This window comes from Paenibacillus sp. FSL H7-0326 (genome assembly GCF_001955535.1).
Taxonomy (GTDB): Bacteria; Bacillota; Bacilli; order Paenibacillales; family Paenibacillaceae; genus Paenibacillus; species Paenibacillus shunpengii.
Genome location: NZ_MPVN01000002.1, coordinates 350,303 through 371,905, shown reverse-complemented (window position 1 = coordinate 371,905; position 21,603 = coordinate 350,303). Strand labels below are relative to the sequence as shown.

The 21,603-nt window shown below is 47.4% G+C and carries 30 protein-coding genes and 1 pseudogene; 30 read left to right on the top strand and 1 reads right to left on the bottom strand.

Annotation, left to right across the window (positions count from 1 at the left end; genetic code table 11):
• Positions 1-5: 5 nt before the first annotated feature.
• Positions 6-857 carry a tyrosine-type recombinase/integrase gene (locus tag BK126_RS29085; protein ID WP_076312968.1) on the bottom strand — a complete coding sequence of 284 codons (852 nt, stop codon included), beginning with the start codon at positions 855-857 and terminating at the stop codon, positions 6-8.
• Positions 858-881: 24 nt separating this feature from the next.
• On the opposite strand from BK126_RS29085, the pseudogene BK126_RS30235 reads away from it, so the two are divergent.
• The 30 genes and pseudogenes from BK126_RS30235 to BK126_RS12310 form a co-directional block, all read left to right on the top strand.
• Positions 882-1,250 (top strand): annotated as a pseudogene (locus BK126_RS30235) (helix-turn-helix domain-containing protein); the annotation flags it as partial.
• A gap of 42 nt (positions 1,251-1,292) precedes the next feature.
• Positions 1,293-2,027, top strand: coding sequence for a hypothetical protein (locus tag BK126_RS12445; RefSeq protein WP_256702817.1), 735 nt, complete (start codon positions 1,293-1,295; stop codon positions 2,025-2,027).
• An 11-nt stretch (positions 2,028-2,038) separates the two neighbouring features.
• The gene (locus BK126_RS12440) at positions 2,039-2,782 is read left to right on the top strand and encodes an ATP-binding protein (protein ID WP_076312966.1); all 744 of its coding nucleotides are present in this window, start codon (positions 2,039-2,041) and stop codon (positions 2,780-2,782) included.
• Positions 2,775-4,031, top strand: coding sequence for a DnaB-like helicase C-terminal domain-containing protein (locus BK126_RS12435; protein WP_076312965.1), 1,257 nt, complete (start codon positions 2,775-2,777; stop codon positions 4,029-4,031). The genes BK126_RS12440 and BK126_RS12435 overlap by 8 nt, the downstream gene beginning before the upstream one ends.
• 73 nt (positions 4,032-4,104) lie before the next feature.
• Positions 4,105-4,437, top strand: coding sequence for a hypothetical protein (locus BK126_RS12430; RefSeq protein ID WP_076312964.1), 333 nt, complete (start codon positions 4,105-4,107; stop codon positions 4,435-4,437).
• Positions 4,400-4,594 carry a hypothetical protein gene (locus BK126_RS12425; protein ID WP_076312963.1) on the top strand — a complete coding sequence of 65 codons (195 nt, stop codon included), beginning with the start codon at positions 4,400-4,402 and terminating at the stop codon, positions 4,592-4,594. Before BK126_RS12430 ends, BK126_RS12425 begins: the two co-directional genes overlap by 38 nt.
• Positions 4,595-4,847: 253 nt before the next feature.
• Positions 4,848-5,924, top strand: coding sequence for an ATP-dependent DNA ligase (locus tag BK126_RS12415; RefSeq protein WP_076312961.1), 1,077 nt, complete (start codon positions 4,848-4,850; stop codon positions 5,922-5,924).
• A gap of 30 nt (positions 5,925-5,954) precedes the next feature.
• Positions 5,955-7,157 (top strand): RtcB family protein, encoded by a 1,203-nt coding sequence (locus tag BK126_RS12410; protein WP_090723948.1) that lies wholly within the window; start codon positions 5,955-5,957, stop codon positions 7,155-7,157.
• A gap of 17 nt (positions 7,158-7,174) precedes the next feature.
• Entirely contained in the window at positions 7,175-8,056 is an 882-nt protein-coding gene (gene thyX / locus BK126_RS12405) for an FAD-dependent thymidylate synthase (RefSeq protein ID WP_076312959.1), read from the top strand.
• A 138-nt stretch (positions 8,057-8,194) separates the two neighbouring features.
• Complete coding sequence (locus tag BK126_RS12400) at positions 8,195-8,590, top strand: Na-translocating system protein MpsC family protein (protein ID WP_083655872.1); 396 nt, start codon at positions 8,195-8,197, stop codon at positions 8,588-8,590.
• A gap of 530 nt (positions 8,591-9,120) precedes the next feature.
• Complete coding sequence (locus tag BK126_RS12395; RefSeq protein WP_076312957.1) at positions 9,121-10,215, top strand: toprim domain-containing protein; 1,095 nt, start codon at positions 9,121-9,123, stop codon at positions 10,213-10,215.
• A 23-nt stretch (positions 10,216-10,238) separates the two neighbouring features.
• Positions 10,239-10,802 carry a sigma-70 family RNA polymerase sigma factor gene (locus BK126_RS12390; RefSeq protein ID WP_076312956.1) on the top strand — a complete coding sequence of 188 codons (564 nt, stop codon included), beginning with the start codon at positions 10,239-10,241 and terminating at the stop codon, positions 10,800-10,802.
• Between the two features lie 187 nt (positions 10,803-10,989).
• Positions 10,990-11,598, top strand: a complete 609-nt coding sequence (locus BK126_RS12385) for a hypothetical protein (RefSeq protein WP_076312955.1) — start codon at positions 10,990-10,992, stop codon at positions 11,596-11,598.
• 306 nt (positions 11,599-11,904) lie between these two features.
• Positions 11,905-12,678 (top strand): hypothetical protein, encoded by a 774-nt coding sequence (locus BK126_RS12380; protein ID WP_076312954.1) that lies wholly within the window; start codon positions 11,905-11,907, stop codon positions 12,676-12,678.
• A 62-nt stretch (positions 12,679-12,740) separates the two neighbouring features.
• On the top strand, positions 12,741-14,981 hold the full coding sequence (locus tag BK126_RS12375) for a DNA polymerase (RefSeq protein ID WP_076312953.1): 2,241 nt from the start codon (positions 12,741-12,743) through the stop codon (positions 14,979-14,981).
• Positions 14,978-15,295 (top strand): hypothetical protein, encoded by a 318-nt coding sequence (locus BK126_RS12370; protein ID WP_076312952.1) that lies wholly within the window; start codon positions 14,978-14,980, stop codon positions 15,293-15,295. Before BK126_RS12375 ends, BK126_RS12370 begins: the two co-directional genes overlap by 4 nt.
• 2 nt (positions 15,296-15,297) lie before the next feature.
• Complete coding sequence (locus BK126_RS12365; RefSeq protein ID WP_076312951.1) at positions 15,298-15,738, top strand: hypothetical protein; 441 nt, start codon at positions 15,298-15,300, stop codon at positions 15,736-15,738.
• Positions 15,738-16,202: a ribonuclease H family protein gene (locus tag BK126_RS12360; protein WP_076312950.1), complete on the top strand. Its 465-nt coding sequence runs from the start codon at positions 15,738-15,740 to the stop codon at positions 16,200-16,202. Before BK126_RS12365 ends, BK126_RS12360 begins: the two co-directional genes overlap by 1 nt.
• On the top strand, positions 16,196-16,366 hold the full coding sequence (locus BK126_RS29410) for a hypothetical protein (protein ID WP_177178674.1): 171 nt from the start codon (positions 16,196-16,198) through the stop codon (positions 16,364-16,366). Before BK126_RS12360 ends, BK126_RS29410 begins: the two co-directional genes overlap by 7 nt.
• Positions 16,367-16,474: 108 nt before the next feature.
• Positions 16,475-16,798: a hypothetical protein gene (locus BK126_RS29405; RefSeq protein WP_076312949.1), complete on the top strand. Its 324-nt coding sequence runs from the start codon at positions 16,475-16,477 to the stop codon at positions 16,796-16,798.
• Positions 16,743-17,558, top strand: a complete 816-nt coding sequence (locus BK126_RS12350; protein WP_143042092.1) for a PD-(D/E)XK nuclease family protein — start codon at positions 16,743-16,745, stop codon at positions 17,556-17,558. Before BK126_RS29405 ends, BK126_RS12350 begins: the two co-directional genes overlap by 56 nt.
• The gene (locus tag BK126_RS12345; protein ID WP_076312947.1) at positions 17,555-17,908 is read left to right on the top strand and encodes a hypothetical protein; all 354 of its coding nucleotides are present in this window, start codon (positions 17,555-17,557) and stop codon (positions 17,906-17,908) included. The genes BK126_RS12350 and BK126_RS12345 overlap by 4 nt, the downstream gene beginning before the upstream one ends.
• 102 nt (positions 17,909-18,010) lie before the next feature.
• Positions 18,011-18,310, top strand: a complete 300-nt coding sequence (locus BK126_RS12340; protein ID WP_076312946.1) for a hypothetical protein — start codon at positions 18,011-18,013, stop codon at positions 18,308-18,310.
• A 116-nt stretch (positions 18,311-18,426) separates the two neighbouring features.
• Positions 18,427-18,783: a putative PDDEXK endonuclease gene (locus BK126_RS12335; RefSeq protein WP_076312945.1), complete on the top strand. Its 357-nt coding sequence runs from the start codon at positions 18,427-18,429 to the stop codon at positions 18,781-18,783.
• Positions 18,783-19,334 carry a hypothetical protein gene (locus tag BK126_RS12330; protein WP_076312944.1) on the top strand — a complete coding sequence of 184 codons (552 nt, stop codon included), beginning with the start codon at positions 18,783-18,785 and terminating at the stop codon, positions 19,332-19,334. The genes BK126_RS12335 and BK126_RS12330 overlap by 1 nt, the downstream gene beginning before the upstream one ends.
• Positions 19,331-19,717, top strand: a complete 387-nt coding sequence (locus BK126_RS12325) for a hypothetical protein (RefSeq protein WP_076312943.1) — start codon at positions 19,331-19,333, stop codon at positions 19,715-19,717. Before BK126_RS12330 ends, BK126_RS12325 begins: the two co-directional genes overlap by 4 nt.
• A gap of 13 nt (positions 19,718-19,730) precedes the next feature.
• Positions 19,731-19,907: a hypothetical protein gene (locus tag BK126_RS29400; protein ID WP_177178675.1), complete on the top strand. Its 177-nt coding sequence runs from the start codon at positions 19,731-19,733 to the stop codon at positions 19,905-19,907.
• The gene (locus tag BK126_RS12320) at positions 19,894-20,205 is read left to right on the top strand and encodes a hypothetical protein (RefSeq protein WP_076312942.1); all 312 of its coding nucleotides are present in this window, start codon (positions 19,894-19,896) and stop codon (positions 20,203-20,205) included. Before BK126_RS29400 ends, BK126_RS12320 begins: the two co-directional genes overlap by 14 nt.
• Positions 20,202-21,305 carry a recombinase RecA gene (locus BK126_RS12315; protein WP_076312941.1) on the top strand — a complete coding sequence of 368 codons (1,104 nt, stop codon included), beginning with the start codon at positions 20,202-20,204 and terminating at the stop codon, positions 21,303-21,305. The genes BK126_RS12320 and BK126_RS12315 overlap by 4 nt, the downstream gene beginning before the upstream one ends.
• A gap of 4 nt (positions 21,306-21,309) precedes the next feature.
• On the top strand, positions 21,310-21,603 hold the full coding sequence (locus tag BK126_RS12310) for a hypothetical protein (protein WP_076312940.1): 294 nt from the start codon (positions 21,310-21,312) through the stop codon (positions 21,601-21,603).

The following is a 21,603-nucleotide window of genomic DNA, read 5'->3' as shown; positions in this document are numbered from 1 at the left end:
ACAGCTCAAGGCTGTCCTTTTTCTGTTGCTAATGGGTGCTTCATGACCGCGCTACGAGCACGACCCTTACTTACCCCTGCGTATATTTTTGTGGTCTCGGGACTGCTATGCCCAAGAAGTTCCTGGATGTCTCCGAGATCAACACCGTTATCCATTAGGTGGGTGGCGAAGGAATGTCGGAATTTATGTGGCGTTACCCACTCAAGACCTGCGGCACTCGTCCACTTGTTAACGATCTCATTGATCTGTCGCTTACCGATATGCCCTCCTGTCTTGATGCTCGGGAACAACCACTCTTTCCCGTGCTCAGCAGAGAGGGACTTAATATAGTCAAGGGTACGAGGGAACAGAGGGATGATTCTTTCGCTATCACCTTTACCCACAACCCTCAGTTCACCTCTCCTGAAGTTTATGTCAGTTTGTATATTTATCGCGCACAGCTCCTCCCTACGTATTCCAGTAGCATAAAGAACCTCAAATATAGTCCGATCTCTCAGGTTATCAATCATATTCAGTAGGCTGTCAATGTCCTCTGAATCGACAGGGCGAGGGAGTCGCTTTGGCTTTTTCATTCCTTCTATTGAAGAAGCGGGATTGTACTTGAGCTTACCTCTGCGAACCAAAAAATTGTAAAAGGACTTGATTGCTGACAGTTTGCGGCTAACGGTAGAAACCCCGTCACCTTCAGCGCGGCGGTGAGACAGAAAAGAAGAAACATCCTCAGTGGTAACCTTCGTAACGGGCTTCTCAATAAAGGAAGTAAACTGACTCAAATCCCTTCCATAACCGTCCACGGTGTTCATCGACAAATTCTTCTCATTCATTATGTAATTGCAAAAATCCTCAAGTAGTTTCATGCAGGTTCCTCCATCGCTCATAATATGATCGCTCATAATCCTGAGTATATCCATGACGATTATCCTTGTCAACCATTTAACAGCCGCCTACCTAAGTCGTATAGAGCAAGTAGGAGGTGTGTATTCAGCATGGAGGAGAGATTTACAACCAGATTTGCTTCATCTGAGAAAGAGTTTCTGACTCAGTTTGGAGTTAACTTCGGCTTCACCCAAATCCACAGCAAGGTAGACAGATGTTACTTTCTCACGAGTGATGCCAAGGCTCTCTACCACAATCTTAATCAGTATGCTTACAACGGGAGCAAGGAATGCTTCCCAAGCCAAGCCCTGCTACGCGCTGAACTGGGGTGGTCTAAGAACTCAGTTACCAAGTATGTAGAGGAGCTTAGGAAGAAGGGCTTCATCAAGACGATACGACATCCAGGGAGACCGTTGATGTACCTTCTTGAGGAGCTTCACACGGTTCCCGTGATCGCGCATTCGGAGATTGTGCATGAGATACGTAAGGAACTGTTTGGGTCTGACGAGCGAGAAGTGTTCGCTAACTCCCTGGCAGATTACAAAGACTCAGAGGTGTACACCACAGTCTCTCAAGAGTCTGACCCTAACGCTCATAAAGACAAAGTAAGGCAGTGGTTCGTACAGTGGCAAGGCGAGACTCACGTAGAGGAGCCAGGACAATCAATGTCTGAGCAACCTAAGCCACCACAGCCTTCAGGTCGCCGTAAGCCGCAGGTAATCCGAGAGGAGGGCGTAGAGAAGGTGGGAGACCCTACGAAGCCTGAGAAAGCCAAGAGGAAGGGTGTAAGTAAGAACCCTGATGAAGCTCCCGTAGAGGATTGGAACACCAACCATTTCCGCGCTTACTTCATGCGGCATTATCAAGATAAGTACCACAGTGCCTACTCATGGACGGAAGAAGATCAGAAGACGATGCACAAGATGCGAGAGACCAAGGGAGACAACAGTTCCCTCAAGGAAGCTCTTGATAAGTTCTTCAGCATCGACCAATTCGCCCCAAAGACAGTTAGGTTGTTTGGCTCCACGAACACCCAAGCGGTACTGGATGAGTTCACTCGTACAGGTAAGCTTCCGTGGTACATGAACAAGAAAGACGAGAAGCCTTCGCTTGAAGACGATGGTGGAGTTGACTACAACATATTTAGCTAAGGAGTGATCTGATGAATACCCCGTACAAAGACTGCGCGAAGTGTTTGGCTACACCATTCTGCAAGAGGTATTCAGGGGAGGTGGAAACACCTGATTTCCCTGATTGGTGTAACCCAAAGTTTCGTTTAGATAAAGCACTGAAGCTTTCAGAGGTACCTAAAAAGTACCTGAAGGCTAACATCTACAACTACAAGATTGATGATGATAACCGCTACATTTACGAAGGACTTAACGTGTACGTTGAAAATATCGTCGAGGAAGTTGAGGAGAACGGCACTAACTTCTTCCTGTGGAACAGAGGAGCGGGGACAGGTAAGACATATAACGCCGCAATGCTTCTGAACCAATACATCTACAAGACGTGCATGACTAGCAAGTTCGACTTCGAGAACCCGTTAGCGTTGTTCGTCAGCTACGCCGATCTAATGGATGATTTACGTTATCGCAGAGATGATGAAGCAGTGCAAAGACGTGTTTCTTCTATTAAAGAAGTCCCATTCCTGCTGTTAGATGACATCGGAGCGGGAACGACCTCGGAATTTACGGCTGAGCAAACCTACTTGATCGTTAATGAAAGATTCAACGCAGGACGCTCCACTATTGTCACATCCAACTTCGATTCAAAGGCATTGTCTCACGAGAAGGTCATTGGTAAGCGTACTGTTTCCCGATTACTATCCGACTGTGTTGGTGTTCAGGTTGAGGGTCGCGATAGAAGACCTGAGTCTGTTAAGGGGGTAATCAAACGTGCTTGAGGAACTTTCATATGTTAATCACTGGCTACAAAGCAAAGACCCCTACCTCATGCGGAAGCATGGAATAGACAACACTTACTTCGTCGCCCTTCAGGATGTGGTTGTTTGGATCGAAGGATTCCGCAATGACATGAACGGACACATGCCTACGATTGAGACCGTGGCGGTGGAGTTCGAGGACTTCAGGGTTCTGAAAGACCTTGATCCTGTTGAGTATTGTGTTAACGTCCTGCGGGAACAGAGGGCATACATGGATTACCGTCCAGTGCTTGTAGAGAACGCGAACATGACCAACAGTGGTCAAACGCTCGAAGCCATGTGGAAGATGCGGAACGATCTCGATGTGATGCTGAAGAAGTTCACAGGAAACATCGGACAGTACGAATGGACTAAACATGCGGAGGATCGCTACAACAAGTACATGGAGAAGCACGGTCAAACAGGTCTTTCAGGAATCACGACAGGCATCAAAGGACTCGATGATCTCACGGGTGGTTGGAAGATGGATGACCTCGTGCTTCTTGCAGGTCGGACAAACGAAGGTAAGTCGTGGGTGGGGGAGTTCTTCGCCTATGCCGCATGGCTATCCTTCGTAAAAGCTAACATAAATGACCCGATTATCTACCTTAGTACCGAGATGCCTGAAATCGAGGTAGCTTACCGTATGGATACCTTCAGAGCGCACTTCAGTAACCGTGCCCTAAACGAGGGTCGGCTGACCGATGCTGAGCTGTATCGTGAATACACTTTGGAGCTGATGAAGAAGGATCAGCGCATGATTATCCTGTCCCAGGACGCTAACCGTGGTAAGCCGTTCACCCCGATGGATATTCGAGCGATTATCGAGTCCGAACGTCCAGGCTTGATCGTACTTGACCAATTGTATGACCTTTCGGACGGTACGGGTGAGCGTGATATTCGTCGCCGCATTATCAATGTGACAAATGGGATTCGTGACGTGAACCTTAGTACGAAGACCCCGACGATCATGTTGGCACAGGCGGGACGTGACTCCGCGAAAGATCAGAAGAAAGACCCGAACGCGGCTCCTGAGCTTCACCAAATCCAAGAGTCGGACAACCCCGCGCAAAAAGCCACGAAGGTAGTTACCCTTCGTAAGATCGACGACATCTTCAAGCTGTCACTCAAGAAGAACCGTGGTGGTAAGAAGGACGAGGATGTCTTCATGCGTACTGATCTCGACACTGGTATATGGGAAGAAACAACGAAAGAAGAAATGGTGTTCTAAGCCCTTAACTCACAGCTCCCTACCTCGTATAGAGGAATTAGGGAGCCAATTTATTTCTAGGAGGTACTACCTGATGAATGCACAGCTCACGGCTCATTTCTACTTCAAAGGAAATGGCAAGAAGAAGAAGACCGTCACCTGGGTTGAAGAAAACCCGAGACTTCAGCAAAAGGAAAAGGACACTGACAAGGTTGTCCGTGAAATCCCGCTAACTGCTGAGGAGGTCAAGCAAGAGTACCGCAGGCTTTTCATCAAGCACAAGCACGAGGGGAAGGCGATCACGTTGGAAGACACGGATGGCGTAGCTCACATCATTGATCTCACAGAAGTTCGAGACATCGAGCTTACTGCACAAGAGGAGGATAACGATGCTGTACAGACTGACTTACGCACTGACGAGAAATGACATCGTAACTATGGAGTTTACTTCTGATAAAGAGATTGTCGGTGCTACTGAAGAAGCTTTCGATCTCATTGAGAACCAGCATGGGGCTGAGGTTCTTCTTAACCTTGTTGCATTCAGCGTCCTCAAGATTGAGGTTCCGAATGTACAACAAAATTAATGTTGCCTGTAATGGGTGTGACTACTTCGATAAATGTCACAAGGTCTTGGTGAGCGGTGGGGAAAAAATCCCTGCTAAGCTCCAAGACAAAGTTCCAATGAGGTGTCAGAACGTAGTTCAAAACATCTGTCGTGACTGTAAATGGTACCTCGAAAGTAAGTGTGCATCTTGGTTTGAACTGAATGGTAAAAAGACACGCCAGTACTTGAGAACGTGCCCTAAGAAAGTAACCCAATCCTAGGAGGTCATTTTAATGCGCGATTATCCATTAGATAAACATGTTCTGCCGATGGGAGGTAATGCGGTCAAGGACGACGCGAAACTGGAAGCCTTCATGAGTGATCCGAATTATGTTGCTGAGGTTAAGTGGGACGGTTCTCGTTATCTCTCCATCGTCGGTAGGTTCTTCTCTCGTCGCATCAGTGACGTGGACGGAATCCCTGTTGAAAAGAGTGATCGGGTTCCTCATCTATCCGAACATCTCTCAACCTTCCCAGGACTCATCCTGGATGGTGAGTTGTACTTCCCAGGCAAGACATCCAATGAGGTGACTTCCATCCTGGGGGCGAAGGCTGAAAAGGCTATCGAACGACAAGAGGAGCAAGGGAAGTTGTACTACATGGTCTACGACATTCTCATGTTCCAAGGGGAGTGGTTGGTTGATAAGCCATGGCACGAACGTAGAGCAATTCTTGAGAGAGTGTTTCCCGTTGTTCGGAACGAGTTCATGAAGTGCCCTGAGTATGTCACGGAGAACAAGAAGGAGTTCTTGGCTAAAGTCCTTGCTGAGGGTGGCGAAGGTATCATGCTCAAGAACATCAACGGTAAGTACGTCCCTGGCAAGAAGCCCGCGAAGAACTGGATCAAGGTTAAGACCGAGATTGATGACGATGTGGTCATTATGGGCTTCAAAGATGCTGTTCGTGAGTACACGGGCAAGGAGATCGAATCGTGGTCTTACTGGATCAATCCTAGCGGCGAGAAGGAGTTTGTAATTAACACTTACAACGTCCTTGACGCTACTTTGGTGGACGGTGAGAGAGTCTTTGTTCCGAAAGAGGGTTGGGTTCCAGTTACCAAGTTCTTCTTCAATGACTGGAAAGGTGCCGTGAAGTTCGGGAAGTTCGACGCAAACGGAAACCTGATCGAGCTTGGGGAGTGTTCGGGAATTACGGACGATCTTCGTAAGGACATGTCCGAGAACCCTCAGAACTACATCGGTGAAGTCATGGAGATAAAAGCCATGCAGAGAACCAAGGACGGTTTCTATCGTCACCCGCAGTTCTCACGTATGCGTGATGACAAAAATTCATCTGAATGCGTCATCTAACAACTTATAAACGAACTAGGGGGAATGAAAATGAAAAGAGTAATCTACGGAAAACATGACGAGAAAACTATCGGTCAGTTTGATACCTGCTTGAACACAGGGAATGTAGTTGGCGGCGTTCTTTGCGCTGACGGTCACTTCGGTTACAGCCAACCTGTGGGCGGCGTGATTGTGTATGACGGTCAAATCTCTCCGTCAGGTGTTGGTTACGACATTGGTTGCGGCAACAAGGCTGTTCGTACTGACCTCCATGTCGAAGACTTGCAGGACAAGCTCCCTGCGGTAATGGATGAGATTGCACGTAGAATCTCTTTCGGAGTAGGGCGTGTGAACAGTGAGAAGGTTGACCATGCCTTGTTCGATGATCCTGACTGGGCGGTATTCAAAGACCTGGGTGTTAATCAGAAGATGGAGTCCCTTGCCCGTAATCAACTGGGTACTGTAGGTTCAGGGAATCACTTCGTTGACATCTTGGTTGAGCCAACGACTGGGTTGGTTTGGATTGCGAACCACTTTGGTAGCCGAGGGTTTGGTCACAAGACAGCAAGCGGGTTCTTGAATCTCGGGGCGGGGCGTGAGTTCTTCGGTAAGGCTCCTGGGGAGAAGATGGAGCAACCACCAACACTGTTCGACTTGGACAGCGAGATTGGTGATATGTATTACCGTGCTATGAAACTGGCAGGACGATACGCATACGCAGGTCGTGACTATGTTATTGACCAAGTGTTGGACATCCTGGGAGCGGATTACGATCTTGCAGTACATAATCACCATAACTACGCCTGGAAAGAGGAGCACTACGGTAAAGAGGTCGTTGTTGTTCGTAAGGGCGCGACACCACTTGCCCCTGGTCAGCTTGGATTCATTGGCGGCTCCATGGGTGACATCTCGGTGATCGTTCAAGGTGTTGAGAGTACTGAGAGCGCGAACGCATTCTATAGCACTGTTCATGGTGCAGGGCGCGTAATGAGCCGAACACAGGCGGCAGGGAAGATGAACTACAAAACAAAGACTCGTTCAGGCGGTGCGATCTCTCCTGAGATGATGGCACAAGCAATTCAAGAATATGGCGTTGAACTGCGCGGGGCGGGAACTGACGAGAGTCCGTTTGTGTACCGCAAGCTTCGAGAGGTACTGAACTCTCATGTAGGTACATTGAACGTCATGAACGTTCTAAGACCTATCGGTGTGTGCATGGCGGGAGCTGACGAGTTCGACCCGTACAAAGACTAAAGAGGAGAGATGACATCGTGGCAGTACGGTTTGAATATAACGGCAAGAAGTACAAGAACGTAATTGAATTGACTCGTGACATCCCTATCATGACTTCAGTTATGGTGGGGTGGTACGATGGAGCTGAGGTGCTGTTGGCAAACGCAGGGGCACTATGTTACGACACTGTTCAGGTAGCTCATGATGAGGAGACACTGACCCCTAACAAAGTAGGTCAGCGAATTACACTGCACTGCCGCGACAGTAACCACAACACTGTAATCGAACATGGTGCCGCGACATTCGTTAAGAAGGTTCCGATCTTCGTAGCGCGGCAGGACTTGAGGGCAAGACACGCTTCCTTCGACGAGCGATCCCTTCGGTACTGTAGAGCGGCAGACGGTGGACTTACTTACTATGTCCCTAATTACCTGGAAACATCCTTCATTGAGAAGAAAGCCAAGGTTGAGCCTGAAAAGGCGGCACAGCTTGCAGTGATGCGCCAGGAATGGATTGACGATCACGAACGGGCAATCGAACGGTACTCGAAGTACACCGACGATGAGCTGAACGACTTTTGGGATGCCTTAGGTCTTAATCCTGAACGTATTCGTGAGACCATGCGAGCGCGGCTACCTGTTGGAGTAAACACTATGTATATGGATACACGTAACCTTTGGTCATGGATTCACCATGCTGAGAAGCGGTTGTGTTTACGAGCGCAGGATGAAATTCGCCGTATCCGTAGACAAGAAACTAACCAACTGAAGAAAGTGTTCCCTACTGTCTTCGGTGATGTGAACATGCCTTGCTATACGGCGGGAGGGTGTCCCGAGAAGAAGACTTGCGGATTGATTGAGCTTGACCCATCAGGTAAATGGGCAATGCCTTACTACAAAAAGCATAAGTTAGGCTTATAAATTAGAGAGGTGCCTTAGACCTAAGGCACCTCCTTGTTTAATTATGGGACTTATTCCAACTTGCCATTGCTTTGTCCATTTGATTAAATAGACTAATTAAGGTGTTTCCACGGAAGGTGTGTGTAAGGGAGGGACGGCATAATAGAGAGTAAGGATTTCGAGAAGGAACTTGCTAAGATCGCGTCGAGACTAAGGAAAGAATTTACGGAGAAGGGTCCTGTTGATACGCGAGTGTCTTTGATGAATAACTTTATTATTATCAAATACATTGCCAAGTTTTCACACCCTGAGTCCTTAATGCTTGAACACATGAGTTCGCACCCTAGCGATGTGTTTGACCAATATAGGCAAAAGCTATGTCGTGCCATGGTAGAAGATTTCAACCCAGTTTTCGCGTATATGAATATGGGGCTGAAAATAGAAGAAATAAAAACCACCTTCTTTGGCTCAGACTTCACAGAGCAAGTGACTATCATGAAACTCAACAAAGACATAGAACAATTATTGAAAAATGAGGAGGTTCGCATTCCATAGGTACATAGACTGTAGACCTATACATATTTTTTTCGTTAGTTAGTCCTACAGGTCTATTTTTTGGTTGACAGTTACCACATCTTTCCTATATACTTCTCTTACGGCGATTGGACAGACCTTCGTGATCTGAAAGAAGCCGTATGGTTTTCAACAAAAGACTATCGGTAATTGGAACGAATATTAAGTCTGACCAAGACCGACACATTACCACCACTATGGGTATCTTGCTCACTGGTGTGTTCTGTGTTGGTCTTTTTTGTTTACTATGCTCTCATTGATCTAGCAATTAATTCAGAAAAAAAAAAATTTATATTCCCCCTTAACTAAGCATTAACTAGCGCGTATAGAGCAAGTGTAAGCAGTTTTTAGATTTGATAGGAAATAAGATTCAGTGGAGGTGGAAAATAAGGGTTGCGAACACCCGTTCGCGTTTGGTATTCTTATTAGACAATTTATATTGCAATACGTGTGTTCGACAAAAGTCTTGCAAATTCGAGTGAGATGGCTTTTAATTGTGAGGAGGGCAGGACATGCAAAACTCTCTGCTGTCGTCTTATCAGCTAGAGATTGAAGAAGTACTTGATGATTTGAGAGCTTACTGGCTTGCGAGAAGTATCTCTCGCTACAATGTCTCAGCTTTCTCAAAAGTGACGAACAAGGGCGAGAACATAATGTTCTTATGTCCCTTCCACGATGATGGTAATAACCCCGCTTGCGGTGTCGAGACAGAGTACCCGTACCGATACAATTGTTTCGGTTGTGGTGCTCATGGAAGTCTCGCTAGTCTAGTGGCTCACGCTGTTGGGCTACCTAATGAACTCCTAGGTATGCAGTTTATTATGAAGAACTATCTAGTGGTAAGCTCTAACGAGCGAAATCCTATTGATATGGAAAGTATACTGAATGGTGGAAATAAAAAAGATCGAATGAGGTCTTTACCCGAAGAAGAAGTGCTCCGATATACAAAGAAACGACATTCATACATATATGGTCGAGGATTTTCCGAGCACACGATCAGTAAGTATGAAGTGGGCTATGACGAAGTTACTCAAGCAATTACTTTTCCAGTTAGGACAAGCAAGGGATTGATAAGGTTTATAAAGAAGCGGTTTGTCTCACGAAAAGGATTCCTTAATGAGAAGGGGATAGAGAAGAAGGATATAGTGTATGGTCTATACTATATTCTACAAGCTCCGAAACCTATCAATGAACTTTATCTAAACGAGTCCGAAACTGATACAATGTCTTGCTACGAAGGACGCTTACCTGCGGGAGCAATTCTAGGACGTATTTTATTCGTCGAGCAGGTGCGTGAATTGATGCGGGCAGGGATAAAGACGGTAAATCTTTTTTTCGATAATGATGAAGCAGGGGTTGCCTGTACGTTAAGGGCATATGAGCTAATCTCCAAGCATTCGGCAATAAGGGTAAATGTGGTACTGTACCCTAACCGCCAATATGGAATAACTGACATCGAGGAGCAGAAATACAAGGATTCCAACGATCTGCTGAGAAATAACAAGCTAGGTTCCATCAAGACTATCCCATACCTCGAATACGAGTCGATGGTTAGAGATGCAGGATACCTAGACATCGAAGAAATTAAAAATCCAACTAAAAACTAAAATGACTACGGGGGAAATTATAAATGTCTACTACAACTATGGGTTTCGATGAATTGTTTGCAATCGGTGATATGGATGCTTTCTTGAATAAGGCTCAAGATAAATGCCGACAAAAGCTTAAAGGCAAAACGTTTGCGGGGATGGAGAAAGAGGACGTAACTCAAGAGGTCATGATTAAGTTGTACAAGTCACTTGATCAATACAGTGCTGAGAAAGCGAAAATGTCAACATTCGTAGACCACTTGATTGACAACAAGATCAAAGATATGTACCGAAAGTGCATGTCAGAGAAAAACCTGAACGTAGTGAACGCTGTTCAAGTTGTATCCACTGATCTTGACGTTGAAGACGAGACCGCCGATACGAGCATGGGGTTGACGCTAGGACATGAAGGGTACGCATTCGAGAATTTCGAGTTCGTGACTGACATCATGGAGAACATGAAGCTGAATGAACGGGAGAAAGAAATCTTCAAGCTTCGCTCCAATGGGTACGAGTTCGTAGAGATTGCTAGTATCCTCGGAGTAACTAAAGCCCGCATCTCCCAACTATGGAAAGGTATCCGCGAAAAGTACGAAGCCCTGTAGAGCATACCCCGCCGCTATGACATCAGTCATGGTGGCTTTTTATTCCCTACGTACATCCCCTATAGGTATTACCCACATTAAAAATCTTTGAAACACCCTCTTAACTCATCCTTAATCACTTCGTATAGAGAAAGTGAGGGGGCAAGAAGCCCACCACTACAAAACGAAAAGGATAAGGTGAAATAACATGGCGATTCAAAAAGGTCTTGGTGCAATTCGTGACGCGGCTAACAACTCTACTACAATGCTGAAAATTAAACCAAATGAATCGGCTGTAGTACGTATCTTGACTCCTGCTGAAGACATCATCTCCGTTTGGGAGTACACGTTGGAGATCAATGGTCAATGGCAAACTATTACTGCACTTCCACGCAATGAAGACCCGTTGCAAGGTAGTGGTAATAAGCCTGGATTCAAGTCCTACTTGGAAGTGTACGACTACTCTGACAAGAAGGTTAAAGTACTCAAGGCTTCCAAGACAATGGGAACACAGTTGCTTGGTCTGATCGAGGAGTACGGTGATCTTACAAAGCGCGACTTCAAGATCGCTCGTCAAGGTGAGAAACTGAATACTACGTACCAGTTCTTCGCTCGTGATCCTCAGCCGTTCGCTGAGAAGGTTGAGCGTATGGACTTGGAAGCTCTCGTAGAATCTCAAACGCTGACTCGTGAAGCTATTCAAAAGCTGATGAGTGGTATTGGTCAGGTGACTGATGCTCCTAGCGGCGACAGCGGAAATAACGGCGGCGGGAACCAAGGCGGCAACTCCAAGAACAACGACGACTTCCCGTTCTAATTGAATAGAAGTAGATAAGGCACCCCTAGTGGGTGCTTTTTCTATTTAACTCTGGTCTAACCACCTCGTATAGAGAAAGTAGATAGGACGAGAGGTGTGATCTATGGATGCTATTAGGGTTTAGATGTCCCTCATGTGATTCAGCGAACCTCGGGATAGTTGCTACGAATACGTACTTTTGCCGTGACTGTTGCGTGGAGTTCACCTTAAAAAGGTGAGAAGACCACCGTATACCGTATAGGCAAAGATGGTGTCTTGCGAACTGACCCAATCGAAGAAAAGAAGAAGAAGGAGGAGGTAACTCCTATGTCTACCTCAGTAACGAAAAACGAAGAAAACGTGGATGTAGCAAAGCTAGTTTACGCGTTCAGAAAGTTCGAGCAACTTGATAACAAAGACTTCGCTAAGATTTTTGGTTACAGCTCAACTGTTATTAGCTACTACCGAACCCGTCACCAGTCGGGTCGATTGACGTACCTGAGGAAGATGATAGACTCGGCGGCGGTGGATAAGGCTGTTGAGGATTACCTGTCTAACAAACCATCCTATGAGGGGCGAAAGAAAACCGTGAGAACAAACCTGAAGATCGACAAGCAGAAGGTAGCCTACATTGTGACCAAGTACCCTGAGATCACCACTAACGATCTCGCAGAGATATTCGGTGCCAAGTACCAAACCATCTACGGGTACAAGGTGAGCGTCCTGAAGAACAAGGCGGGGTATGAGGTTCCTGAAGGCTTGAACGAGGAATGGGACATGGAAGTTGCGGCGTACAAACTTGGCAAAGAGTCTACAGGAAGCGTTAAAGAGGTGTTGGAGCAAGAAGTGAGTGTTGACACTGAACGTCTGCACACCATGCCGATCAGTGAGGAGGAGTACCAGGAGATTGCGTCTGCTGACGCTTTGGGTGCTTACTGCGCTGAGCTTATTATTCCACCTGTTGGGGGTATCCACAAGCTGATATTAGTAGCTGAAGGCGGGCGAGAGGATGCTTCAGGACTGTTCAACTACCTGTTGCAGACATTCGAGGACGGAGAGAAGTATGGTATAGAAGTCAAAATCTCTAAAGCGAGAACTTAACGAGAAGCACCCTTAACTGGGTGCTTTTCTTTTCGTATAGAGGAAGTAGGAGGTGGTACTGAATGACTCTTGAAGTGGTCGAACTACCTAAGCGCAAGAGAGCACCCCGCAAGGCTAAAGTCTTGGAAGACCAGGGAGCACTTGAACTGACAGGACTCTTGGATGACCGAGAAGCTAAGACCGAGAAAAAGAAGACTCGGGCGAAGAAGGGTGTCACCGAGAAGTCTGCCGCTAAGAAGATCACTAAGAAAGAACAGCAGATCATTGAGATGGCAAATAACACCGTCTTACCTGACTACTATCACATGGTTTGGAGCTTGGAAGAACTGGACGATATGTGCAGATGGCTCCGAACACAGAGCGTGGTTGCGGTCGATACCGAGACCATGGGTGTTAACCCGTTTGCTGATGAGATCGTAGGTATCAGCTTCTACGCACCTCATCGCGGATACTATATCCCACTCAAGCACATCGACGAGATTTGTTTACCAAAAGACATTGTGGCAGACATGCTACGACCCATCTTGGAGGACAGGAGCACTAAGTACCTGCTCCACAACGCTAAGTTTGATATGCACGTCCTTTGGAATTGGATGCAGATTCGACTGGTGCCATGGTTCGATACCATGATAGGTCAGGCTGTACTCGATGAGAACCAGTCAAAGGCTCTCAAAGATATGGCTCCGTACTACCTGAAGGTCGAAGCAGATAAGTTCTCCACGTTGTTCGGAAAGATCACGTTCGACAAAATTCCAATCAAGCTCGACCCGAACACTCGGACGGGGTGCTTGGCAGGATACTACGCCATCAAGGATACCGAGCTTACTTATCGTATGGCAGAGTTCCAGGGGCGGGCGTTGAACCGTGGGAACCTCAAGAAGCTGTATGACCTGTTCTTCAATATAGAGATGCCCTTCCTAGATATTGTGTGGAAGGCAGAGCAAGCAGGAGTGCTTCTTGATCGTGAGTACTTGGTTGAGAAAGTAGCCAAGGACTTGCACAACGAGCTAGAGCTTCTGAGACAGAAGATTTGGGCGTATACGGGAGAGATCAATCTTAACTCCCCTGCACAGAAAGCAGAAGCCTTATACGTCAAGCTAGGGCTTCCTAGGGTCAATAAGGATAAGCCGATGAGCACCGACAAGAAGACGCTCAAGAAGCTGAAGAAGACTCACGAGGTTATCGGACTGATGCTCGAATACAGCGAGAAGGTGAAGCTGACTACAGCATTTGCAGACAAGCTTCCTAAGAATCTCGTGAATGGTCGAGTGCACACCTCATTCAACCCTGTAGGAACTAAGACTGGACGTATGAGTTGTAACTCACCGAACCTTCAGCAGATTCCCGCGAAGGTGGGCGGTCTCATTCGTAACGCCTTCATCTCGGATAATGGTCGCTTGTTGGCTTCCATTGACTTCTCGCAACAAGAGCTTCGTGTACTTGCTCATGTGTCGCAAGACGAGACCTTGTTGAAGATTTACCGCGATGGATTGGATGTCCACAGTATGACCGCTGTGGGGATGTGGAACCGAAACAACCCTAACGTCACATATGAGGAGTTTGAGTATCGTCGCGGCATGAAGGACTTATTCCTTGATCCTGACGGTAAGCTCGTGGAAGACAGGCTCCTTAGCGATGATCTCGTTCGCAAGCTGTTCAATGAGGAGAAGATCAACTCGAAGAACCCTGAAGCACTTCGTGAGGATGTTTTCCTAGGTATCCAGTACGAGAAATTCCGTAAGGATGCCAAGGTCGTTAACTTCGGAATCATTTACGGCATGAGTGAGAAAGGCTTGGCAGAAACCTTGGAGATTACCGAGGACGAAGCTGTCGAGTACATCAAAGGTTACTTCGATGCGTACCCAGGCGTTAAACGGTGGATGGCTGAGCAACGCAAGATCATGAACGCTGACCAATTCACTGAGACCATGCTCGGTCGTAAGCGGAGAGTTTACGAGGAGATGCAATCAGGTAAGAAGTGGCTCATCGGTCGTGGTCATCGGATGGGAATTAACGCTGTGATCCAAGGCTCCTCAGCAGACATGGTTAAAATCGCTTCAATCAAGCTTCAGCCGCTTCTTGAGGAGTTAGATTCAAGAATCGTGATGTGGGTGCATGACGAGATCATCTTCGATGTACCTGAGAATATCGGCATGGACAACCTTCGTAGAATTGCAGACATCATGTGTAACGCATTGCCGTTGGACTGCGGTCTTAAATCCGACATTGAGGTTGGAGCGAAGTGGGGTCAGAAGATGTCCGAAGACGATCTCTCCATGTTCGACGAGGAGGATGTGGCGTGAAGAACATCGTCCACTGGTGTCTGCCTAAGAAGATGTGGACTTCTCACACCTACAAAAGCTGTACCAAGGCTCCTGTCATTCTCGTGGAGAACGGTTGGTCAGTTGAGACCAAGCCGAGCAAGAGAGCAAACCCTCGGGGGTGGGTGGTCACAGATCATGCAAACGTGACTGTGAACCCGCCGCCTGAAGCGGTGAGCCAATACGAGAAGTCAGAGCGACTGATCTACGACAAAGAGAACGTGCATTTCAACATAAATAAAGGTGAAGCACTCCTGTTCGATGAAACTGGGTGCCACCTTCTCAGGGGGAAATGAGAATGATCAATGACAAAGTGAAAGCAATTAGCGAACAGTTCATGGTGCAAGACGCTCGTAAGCTACCTGAAGGCAACTGGTTCACCGCCAAGACATACTTCATGAGCGGCTACAAGTCCCGTTCCTTTACACCAATCCATGTGTTCCTGAAGGATACGGGATTACGGTTGTACTTTTGGTTTGACGGCGACTTCCATGAATGGTTCAAGAAATATGTAGTTGTTACAGGAGACATCGAAGGGGATGGTTTCGAGTTGTACGAGATGTACTCCGAAAGTCGTGTTAAGGAGCTGAACGCTCACAAGGATAGCCCTAGCCCTAACCTGGGTGATCGCATCGTTGAGAACGGGTACACCTACAGCCTGGGTAACCGCAAGTTCCACTTCGTTCAGCGGTACGCGACCATCAAAGTGAATGTCACATGGCGTAAGGGTGGTTTCTAATGCGAATCGCCATCTTCACAGATGGCTCGACATCAAAGAATGGTAAGCCCGATTGTATCGGAGGGTGGGGAGCTGTGCTCCTCGTCCTTAACGGCGACAGGGAGGTAGTCCATTACAAGGAGCTGTCGGGCGGCAAGAAAGGAACTTCCATTGGAGAGATGGAGATGATGGCGGCTTATGAATCCATAAGAAGCCTGGACTTTGACAAAGCAAAACACTGGGATATCCACGTTGTTTCCGACAGCCAGTATGTAGTGAATGCCTTCAGTGAGCGTTGCTATAGGTGGAAGATGGATGGATGGCTTGATCGACCAAATCTTAATCTTATCAAATCAATTTATCGCATGTCTGAATACCTCGATGTCAAGTGGCATTGGGTGAAGGGGCATGACGGTAACAAATACAACGAGCGAGCTGATGAGCTTGCTAAGGAAGCCAAGGAAAGGGTGAAGGCTCAATGTTAGTTATCGCGTGGTTATTCTTTGTATTCTATGCGTTCTTCACACTGGTTCTAGTGAGGAAATTCACCTTCAAAAGCATCAATAAGTACGAGCTATTGTTCCTGTTGTTATCCCTGAGCATTACAGGTGTTTCCGCAGGAATCATTTGGGGAGGGCTGTTCCGATGAATCCCTTTGACCCTGGTTGGTTCATTGTCGGCGGTATTGTTGGTGTGATCGTTGGTCTGATCGGCAAGCCGCTGATTAAATTCTTATTTGAAGTGGTGGGTGAGTTCTTTGACTGAGTTAACAGAGAAGTTACAAGAGTGGAAGTGGCTCTGTGGAAAACAAGATACTGCTGATGACCGAACAAGGTGTCCTAAGTGTCATGATCAGTTGTATTTCTGTGACTGCCCTGCACAGATGGCACAGGAAATTCTTGAGATACTGACTGCCAACAATACAGAACTTACGGAGATTGATGTTGTGAATTTCTCCGCAGATAGCCAACACACCGTTCAAGTTAGGTACTACGGAATAGAAAAATCAAGGGAGGTACTTAACTGTGTCGTTGAAGAAACTAGCAAACATGGTGAAGAAGGAATCCAACGTAGCGAATAAAACACCTGAGGAGCTATTCACGGCTGTATTGGACAAGTTCCTCACTTCACGTAACAACAAACGATCAGGTAGACTTGCGTTCAACCCGTCAAGTTACTACAAGTGCGGGCGGCTTCAGTTTTACAAGCTGACGGGACAACCTCCTCGTAAGAAGAAGTATCCGCGTTCGGAGCGCATCCTGGACGTAGGGACTCAGCTTCATGAATGGGTTCAGACCCAGGTTCTCATGAAGATGAACGAGGAGGAGAAATCTGCTGTTAAGCTCATTCCACTTGAGGAGCTACCTACATACGGAGCGGAAGGTATTGAGTGGATTAAAGAGCACAACGCTCCTCCAATGGAAGTCAAATTCGTTGACAGCCGTTGGACGAAGAAGTACCCGATCTCGGCAATGGTGGACGGGGCGTTCTCGTTCATTAACAAGGACATACTGTTCGAGTTCAAGACGATCAACCCCACCGACTATGACAAGATCATTGAGCCGCTGAAAGACCACCTGAAGCAGGGGGCGATCTACTGCCTAGGGACAGGAGTTAAGTACGTCATGTTTCTGTACCTGAATAAGGGGAACCAGGAGTGGAAGGCGTACTTCGTGGAGTATCGTCAGGAACAACTGGATTGGGTCGTAGCCCGTATTACAACCATCGAAGACTACGTTCTGCGTGGAGAGTTGCCGCCGAAGGAAGAAGGCGATAGCTGTAGATACTGCGAGTTCAAATACCTCTGTGACGCAGACCTAAAGGAGCCGAAGAAGAAATGATAAGAGGAGAAGAACACGAAAAGTGGCTTAAAGGTCTAAAGGAAGGGGACGAGGTGGCGTACAATACCGTTCGCTATGGCGGTGATAAGAGTTATGCCATCCATAAGGTGAAGCGTGTCACCCCTACTGGAAAGATCAGGCTAGACAATGATCTTCTATTTGATAATCGAGGAGATCATCGTTCAGGTGAGGGGTGGTTTACAACACGTTACTACCTGCAACCAGTTACACAAGAAGTCAAGGATGCTAACCGTAGGAGGAATCTCCTGTATGAGATTAGTGGTACCGACTTCAGGAAACTGCCGTTGGATAAGTTGGAGATCGTTATGAAAGCAATTAAGGAGAGCTAATGCTCTCCTTTTTCTTTGCTTAAAATAGCCCCTTAACTGCTCTTAATCCATGTCGTATAGAGAAAGTGTAAGACAATTTAAGAACTTCGAGGAGGAATAAGGATGCAAGAGCAACCGAAAGTAGCGCAGTATTTCAACATTCGCAAGAACATCATCGAGATGGTGAAAGCCTTCCCTGAGGTGAAGGAGAACTACAACGATCTCGTAGCTTCCTACTGGGTGCTGTATGACAATGTGAAGGAAATGGCAGAGATTCGCAAGGCAACACCTGCGGAGACGATCACTCGTCAGTTCCGTAAATTGGTGGAGCTTCGGGAGATCACACCTCCTGCACGAGTTCTTGAAGCACGTCAAGAAAAGGCAAGAGAATATCGCACGGAGTTCTCGGCGTTAGGGGGTTAAGCCCTTGTTCAAAAAACAACTTGACCCTGAGCAACTTACTATCCTTGTCCTCCTCGTGTTCTACATCCTGGGGCTGACTCATGGATTTATCTACTGGCATATAGGGGGTTTCTAAGATGGCTGACAAGTTGTGGAAAGCATTCGAGCGTTGGGTAGGTAAGAACATCTTTGATGGTGCTAAGCGTAACATGGGGTCGGGGGCAATTAACAAAACCGACCAAGGTGAAGATCGCACGGGGGACGTTATCCACTCTACCTACGAGATCGAGTGTAAGTGCTACACCAAGATAGCAATCTTCCGTTGGTGGGATAAGTTGGCGGTGGAAGCTAAGGCATCCAAGAAGACCCCAATCCTTGTCATGAAGGAGAAGGGTGACAACAAGGACGTACTGGTGACCATCCATTACACCCACTTCAACGAATTGAAACGGCTTGCCGAGTTAGGTGAGCAATATGAGGGGTTGTGTGACTAATGCCTGAAATGACTCGACAGCAAATCGAGCAGGGGATTAAGTCATTCGAGTCCAGGGAAGCCACGAAGTCCAAAATTGCTAAGGCGGGTCTACCAGTCCCGCCAAAGCCTGAGGATGCTGTGAATGGGGTTGACCTTTTCACGGAGTGGGAGCAGATGAAGCGGCGGTACGGTGGGGTGGCGAATGTACCATTCTCCGAACTGGGTGACTTTCTTGACCGATGGACGACAATGATCTCCTATGCAAGATACTGTGAAGCACTCGCTGACATCGACCAAGCTACGGCTCGGGAGATCAGAGACACTATCAAGAAACAACTGTACACAATCCAAGACGGGAGCCGAGAGCTACGGGATGCCGCAGTCCACACAGAGCCAGTATATGTGGAATGGGAGCAGACCTACACTCAGAATCTCGCTACATTTATCACCTTCCGTGCCTTACGTGAAGGATATGAGCACCGTGCAAACGCGATCTCTCGGGAGATCACTCGCAGAGGTAACGACAATCTTGATACAAGAAGACAAATTAACAGGGGGAATAACGCATGAGTAAAGAGTTTAAGTTGGTTCAGTTGGGTAGCGAGTTGTTGAGTCTTCGTCTGAAGAAGTCTGAGATCGAATTGGCAGAAGCCCGCATCAAAGACGAGATCGCAGACATTCTCCGCGAGGAGGGTGTGGCTGAGATGACGGTACCTGTGGATGAGCTTCACTGCTTGGCATTCAAGAACAACTACCGTTACACGAAGTCCTTCGACAAGGATGGTCTTGCTTCCAAGACTGGTCGTGAGCGTGATGAGCTTGACTACCAAGGAGTGTCGGCTCTTGTTGAGAAGCAGGTCGTCACTTCGAGTGTAGTAGGGCAGTTCCTCAGCGAGAACAAGTCTGAGTTCGTGACTGTTCGCAGACGTAAGCTCGAAAAGAAAAAGAAGTAAGGGAGGTGCGGAGATGAGCTTCCGAGACCTGGTTCACGAGAAGATCATCCCGTTTATGCAGGAGAACAATCTCACGGACGGTACTTTTAAGACCTCCGTGGGAGACTCCGCTGTTGTGAAACGGGATAAGCACGGCTTCTACAACGTAAAGATCACCACGAAGGAGGATGTAAGACTTGATTCAGTTTGAAGTGAAACTTGATGACGGTAAGAGTTACGTAACCTTGTCGAAAGGTCTTGAGAGAACTGTAATCGCTCACGGGATGACAATTGATGCGTACAAGAGAAATATCCTCCCCTCGAAAGTAACCTACGATGAGTTCATTCATAACTCTCTTGGGGCGTTCGTCGCACTGCTCCGTACCTTACGGGACATCAAACAACTCGATGGGGAGTCGTATGACAACGCTATATGTGCCTTCAGTCCTCTACTTAGGATGAAGAAGACATGGGATGAAATTGAGAAATTCACGGAGGGTGAGCAATGACGGAAACAGCAACGGTTGAGAAAGAAATCGACATCTATGACGCGGAACGGGTCAAGCTCCTTCAGCAATTCCGTAAGGAGTTCGGTGAGCAGTCCATGTTCCTGCTCGGTAAGTCCGAGAAGCTGTTCGACATCAATGTGCGGTCATCAGGCTCCTTGATGCTCGACCTGGCACTTGGCGGCGGCTTTGCCCAGGGACGGATGGTATTCCTTCGTGGCGGGGAAGCGGCAGGTAAAACGACATTGGCACTCATGGCGATTGCAGAAGCACAGCAGGTTGAGCCTGAACGTGACAATGCGATCATCGACTTGGAGAATGCCTTGAACCTTGAGTGGGCACGGACTCTCGGAGTGAACACAGATAAGCTGTTCGTCTCTCAGCCTGATACCTACGCAGAGAAAATCTACGGCATGATCCTTTCGATGCTTCGTAGCAGACGGTTCGCCTATATCGTACTGGATTCCACGGACGGTCTGATGCTTAAAAGCGAGATGGAGAATGACGACTTCGAGAAAGAGACTCGGGTGGGCGGTACGTCCAAGCTGAACTCCTCTGCCATGCGTAAGCTCGTCAACTCAGGTGAGCTGAAGAACTCAGGCACCACACTGATCTTCATTCAGCAGTTGCGTGACAAGATCGGCGGCTTCTCCATGTACGGTACTCCAACTGATTCCTCAGGTGGGCGTGCATTCAAGCATAACTCCACTCAGACATTGGACGTAAGCAAAGGCGAGTTCTTCGCTAAAGGATCGGGATCAGCCAAGGTAATCCTAGGTCAGCAGTCCAAGCTGAAGGTATCGAAGAACAAGATCGCGCCGCCGTTCCGAACTGCTTCCATCGACCTGTACTATGCCTATGGTATGGACAGAATCATGGAGCTTGTAACGGTAGCTAAAGAGGTGGGTGTTCTTAGCGGAACGTCTTGGCTCAAGCTCGTTGACACCACTACTGGGGAGATCGTTCCCGATGAGGAAGGCAAGGAGCAGAAGTGGAACGGTATCGCTAAGGTCAAAGAAGCCGTAGAATTGGACGTTCAGGAGAACGATAGCAAGCTTTACAACATGATCTACGAGCTAGTCCAAAACGCAATTAGGGGGTAACCGTATGTTCGTGGGATTGTATACATCGTTTGTCAGCTTGACTTGGTGGCAGATGATTCTGTGGGCGGCTTATGCTCTCTACTTCATCGTCAGAGCTTGCCACATTTGGTCTGAAACCAGGGATGAAGGGATGGTCAAAGGGTATCTCAACGTGTTCCTCGGTAGAGAGCGAGTAATTCGCTTGTATCATGTGGTGCGTGTCATCCTCGACATTCCACCATCCATCGTAGGGCTGTTCTTCCCTATGCTTCGGGCTACACTTCGCCTGAAGATTTATGAAATGAAACAGAAGGGATGA

Bases quoted from the DNA above. Each gene is read 5' to 3' on its own strand.
- BK126_RS12365 (WP_076312951.1), top strand. From the start codon at position 15,298: ATGATCAATGACAAAGTGAAAGCAATTAGCGAACAGTTCATGGTGCAA.
- BK126_RS12325 (WP_076312943.1), top strand. From the start codon at position 19,331: ATGAGTAAAGAGTTTAAGTTGGTTCAGTTGGGTAGCGAGTTGTTGAGT.
- BK126_RS12345 (WP_076312947.1), top strand. From the start codon at position 17,555: ATGATAAGAGGAGAAGAACACGAAAAGTGGCTTAAAGGTCTAAAGGAA.
- BK126_RS12445 (WP_256702817.1), top strand. From the start codon at position 1,293: ATGTACCTTCTTGAGGAGCTTCACACGGTTCCCGTGATCGCGCATTCG.
- BK126_RS12385 (WP_076312955.1), top strand. From the start codon at position 10,990: ATGGCGATTCAAAAAGGTCTTGGTGCAATTCGTGACGCGGCTAACAAC.
- BK126_RS12375 (WP_076312953.1), top strand. From the start codon at position 12,741: ATGACTCTTGAAGTGGTCGAACTACCTAAGCGCAAGAGAGCACCCCGC.
- BK126_RS12440 (WP_076312966.1), top strand. From the start codon at position 2,039: ATGAATACCCCGTACAAAGACTGCGCGAAGTGTTTGGCTACACCATTC.
- BK126_RS29400 (WP_177178675.1), top strand. From the start codon at position 19,731: ATGAGCTTCCGAGACCTGGTTCACGAGAAGATCATCCCGTTTATGCAG.
- BK126_RS12430 (WP_076312964.1), top strand. From the start codon at position 4,105: ATGAATGCACAGCTCACGGCTCATTTCTACTTCAAAGGAAATGGCAAG.
- BK126_RS12425 (WP_076312963.1), top strand. From the start codon at position 4,400: ATGCTGTACAGACTGACTTACGCACTGACGAGAAATGACATCGTAACT.
- BK126_RS12315 (WP_076312941.1), top strand. From the start codon at position 20,202: ATGACGGAAACAGCAACGGTTGAGAAAGAAATCGACATCTATGACGCG.
- BK126_RS12330 (WP_076312944.1), top strand. From the start codon at position 18,783: ATGCCTGAAATGACTCGACAGCAAATCGAGCAGGGGATTAAGTCATTC.
- BK126_RS12340 (WP_076312946.1), top strand. From the start codon at position 18,011: ATGCAAGAGCAACCGAAAGTAGCGCAGTATTTCAACATTCGCAAGAAC.
- BK126_RS29085 (WP_076312968.1), bottom strand. From the start codon at position 857: ATGAAACTACTTGAGGATTTTTGCAATTACATAATGAATGAGAAGAAT.
- BK126_RS12380 (WP_076312954.1), top strand. From the start codon at position 11,905: ATGTCTACCTCAGTAACGAAAAACGAAGAAAACGTGGATGTAGCAAAG.
- BK126_RS12310 (WP_076312940.1), top strand. From the start codon at position 21,310: ATGTTCGTGGGATTGTATACATCGTTTGTCAGCTTGACTTGGTGGCAG.
- BK126_RS12395 (WP_076312957.1), top strand. From the start codon at position 9,121: ATGCAAAACTCTCTGCTGTCGTCTTATCAGCTAGAGATTGAAGAAGTA.
- BK126_RS12410 (WP_090723948.1), top strand. From the start codon at position 5,955: ATGAAAAGAGTAATCTACGGAAAACATGACGAGAAAACTATCGGTCAG.
- BK126_RS12335 (WP_076312945.1), top strand. From the start codon at position 18,427: ATGGCTGACAAGTTGTGGAAAGCATTCGAGCGTTGGGTAGGTAAGAAC.
- BK126_RS12360 (WP_076312950.1), top strand. From the start codon at position 15,738: ATGCGAATCGCCATCTTCACAGATGGCTCGACATCAAAGAATGGTAAG.
- BK126_RS12415 (WP_076312961.1), top strand. From the start codon at position 4,848: ATGCGCGATTATCCATTAGATAAACATGTTCTGCCGATGGGAGGTAAT.
- BK126_RS29410 (WP_177178674.1), top strand. From the start codon at position 16,196: ATGTTAGTTATCGCGTGGTTATTCTTTGTATTCTATGCGTTCTTCACA.
- BK126_RS12390 (WP_076312956.1), top strand. From the start codon at position 10,239: ATGTCTACTACAACTATGGGTTTCGATGAATTGTTTGCAATCGGTGAT.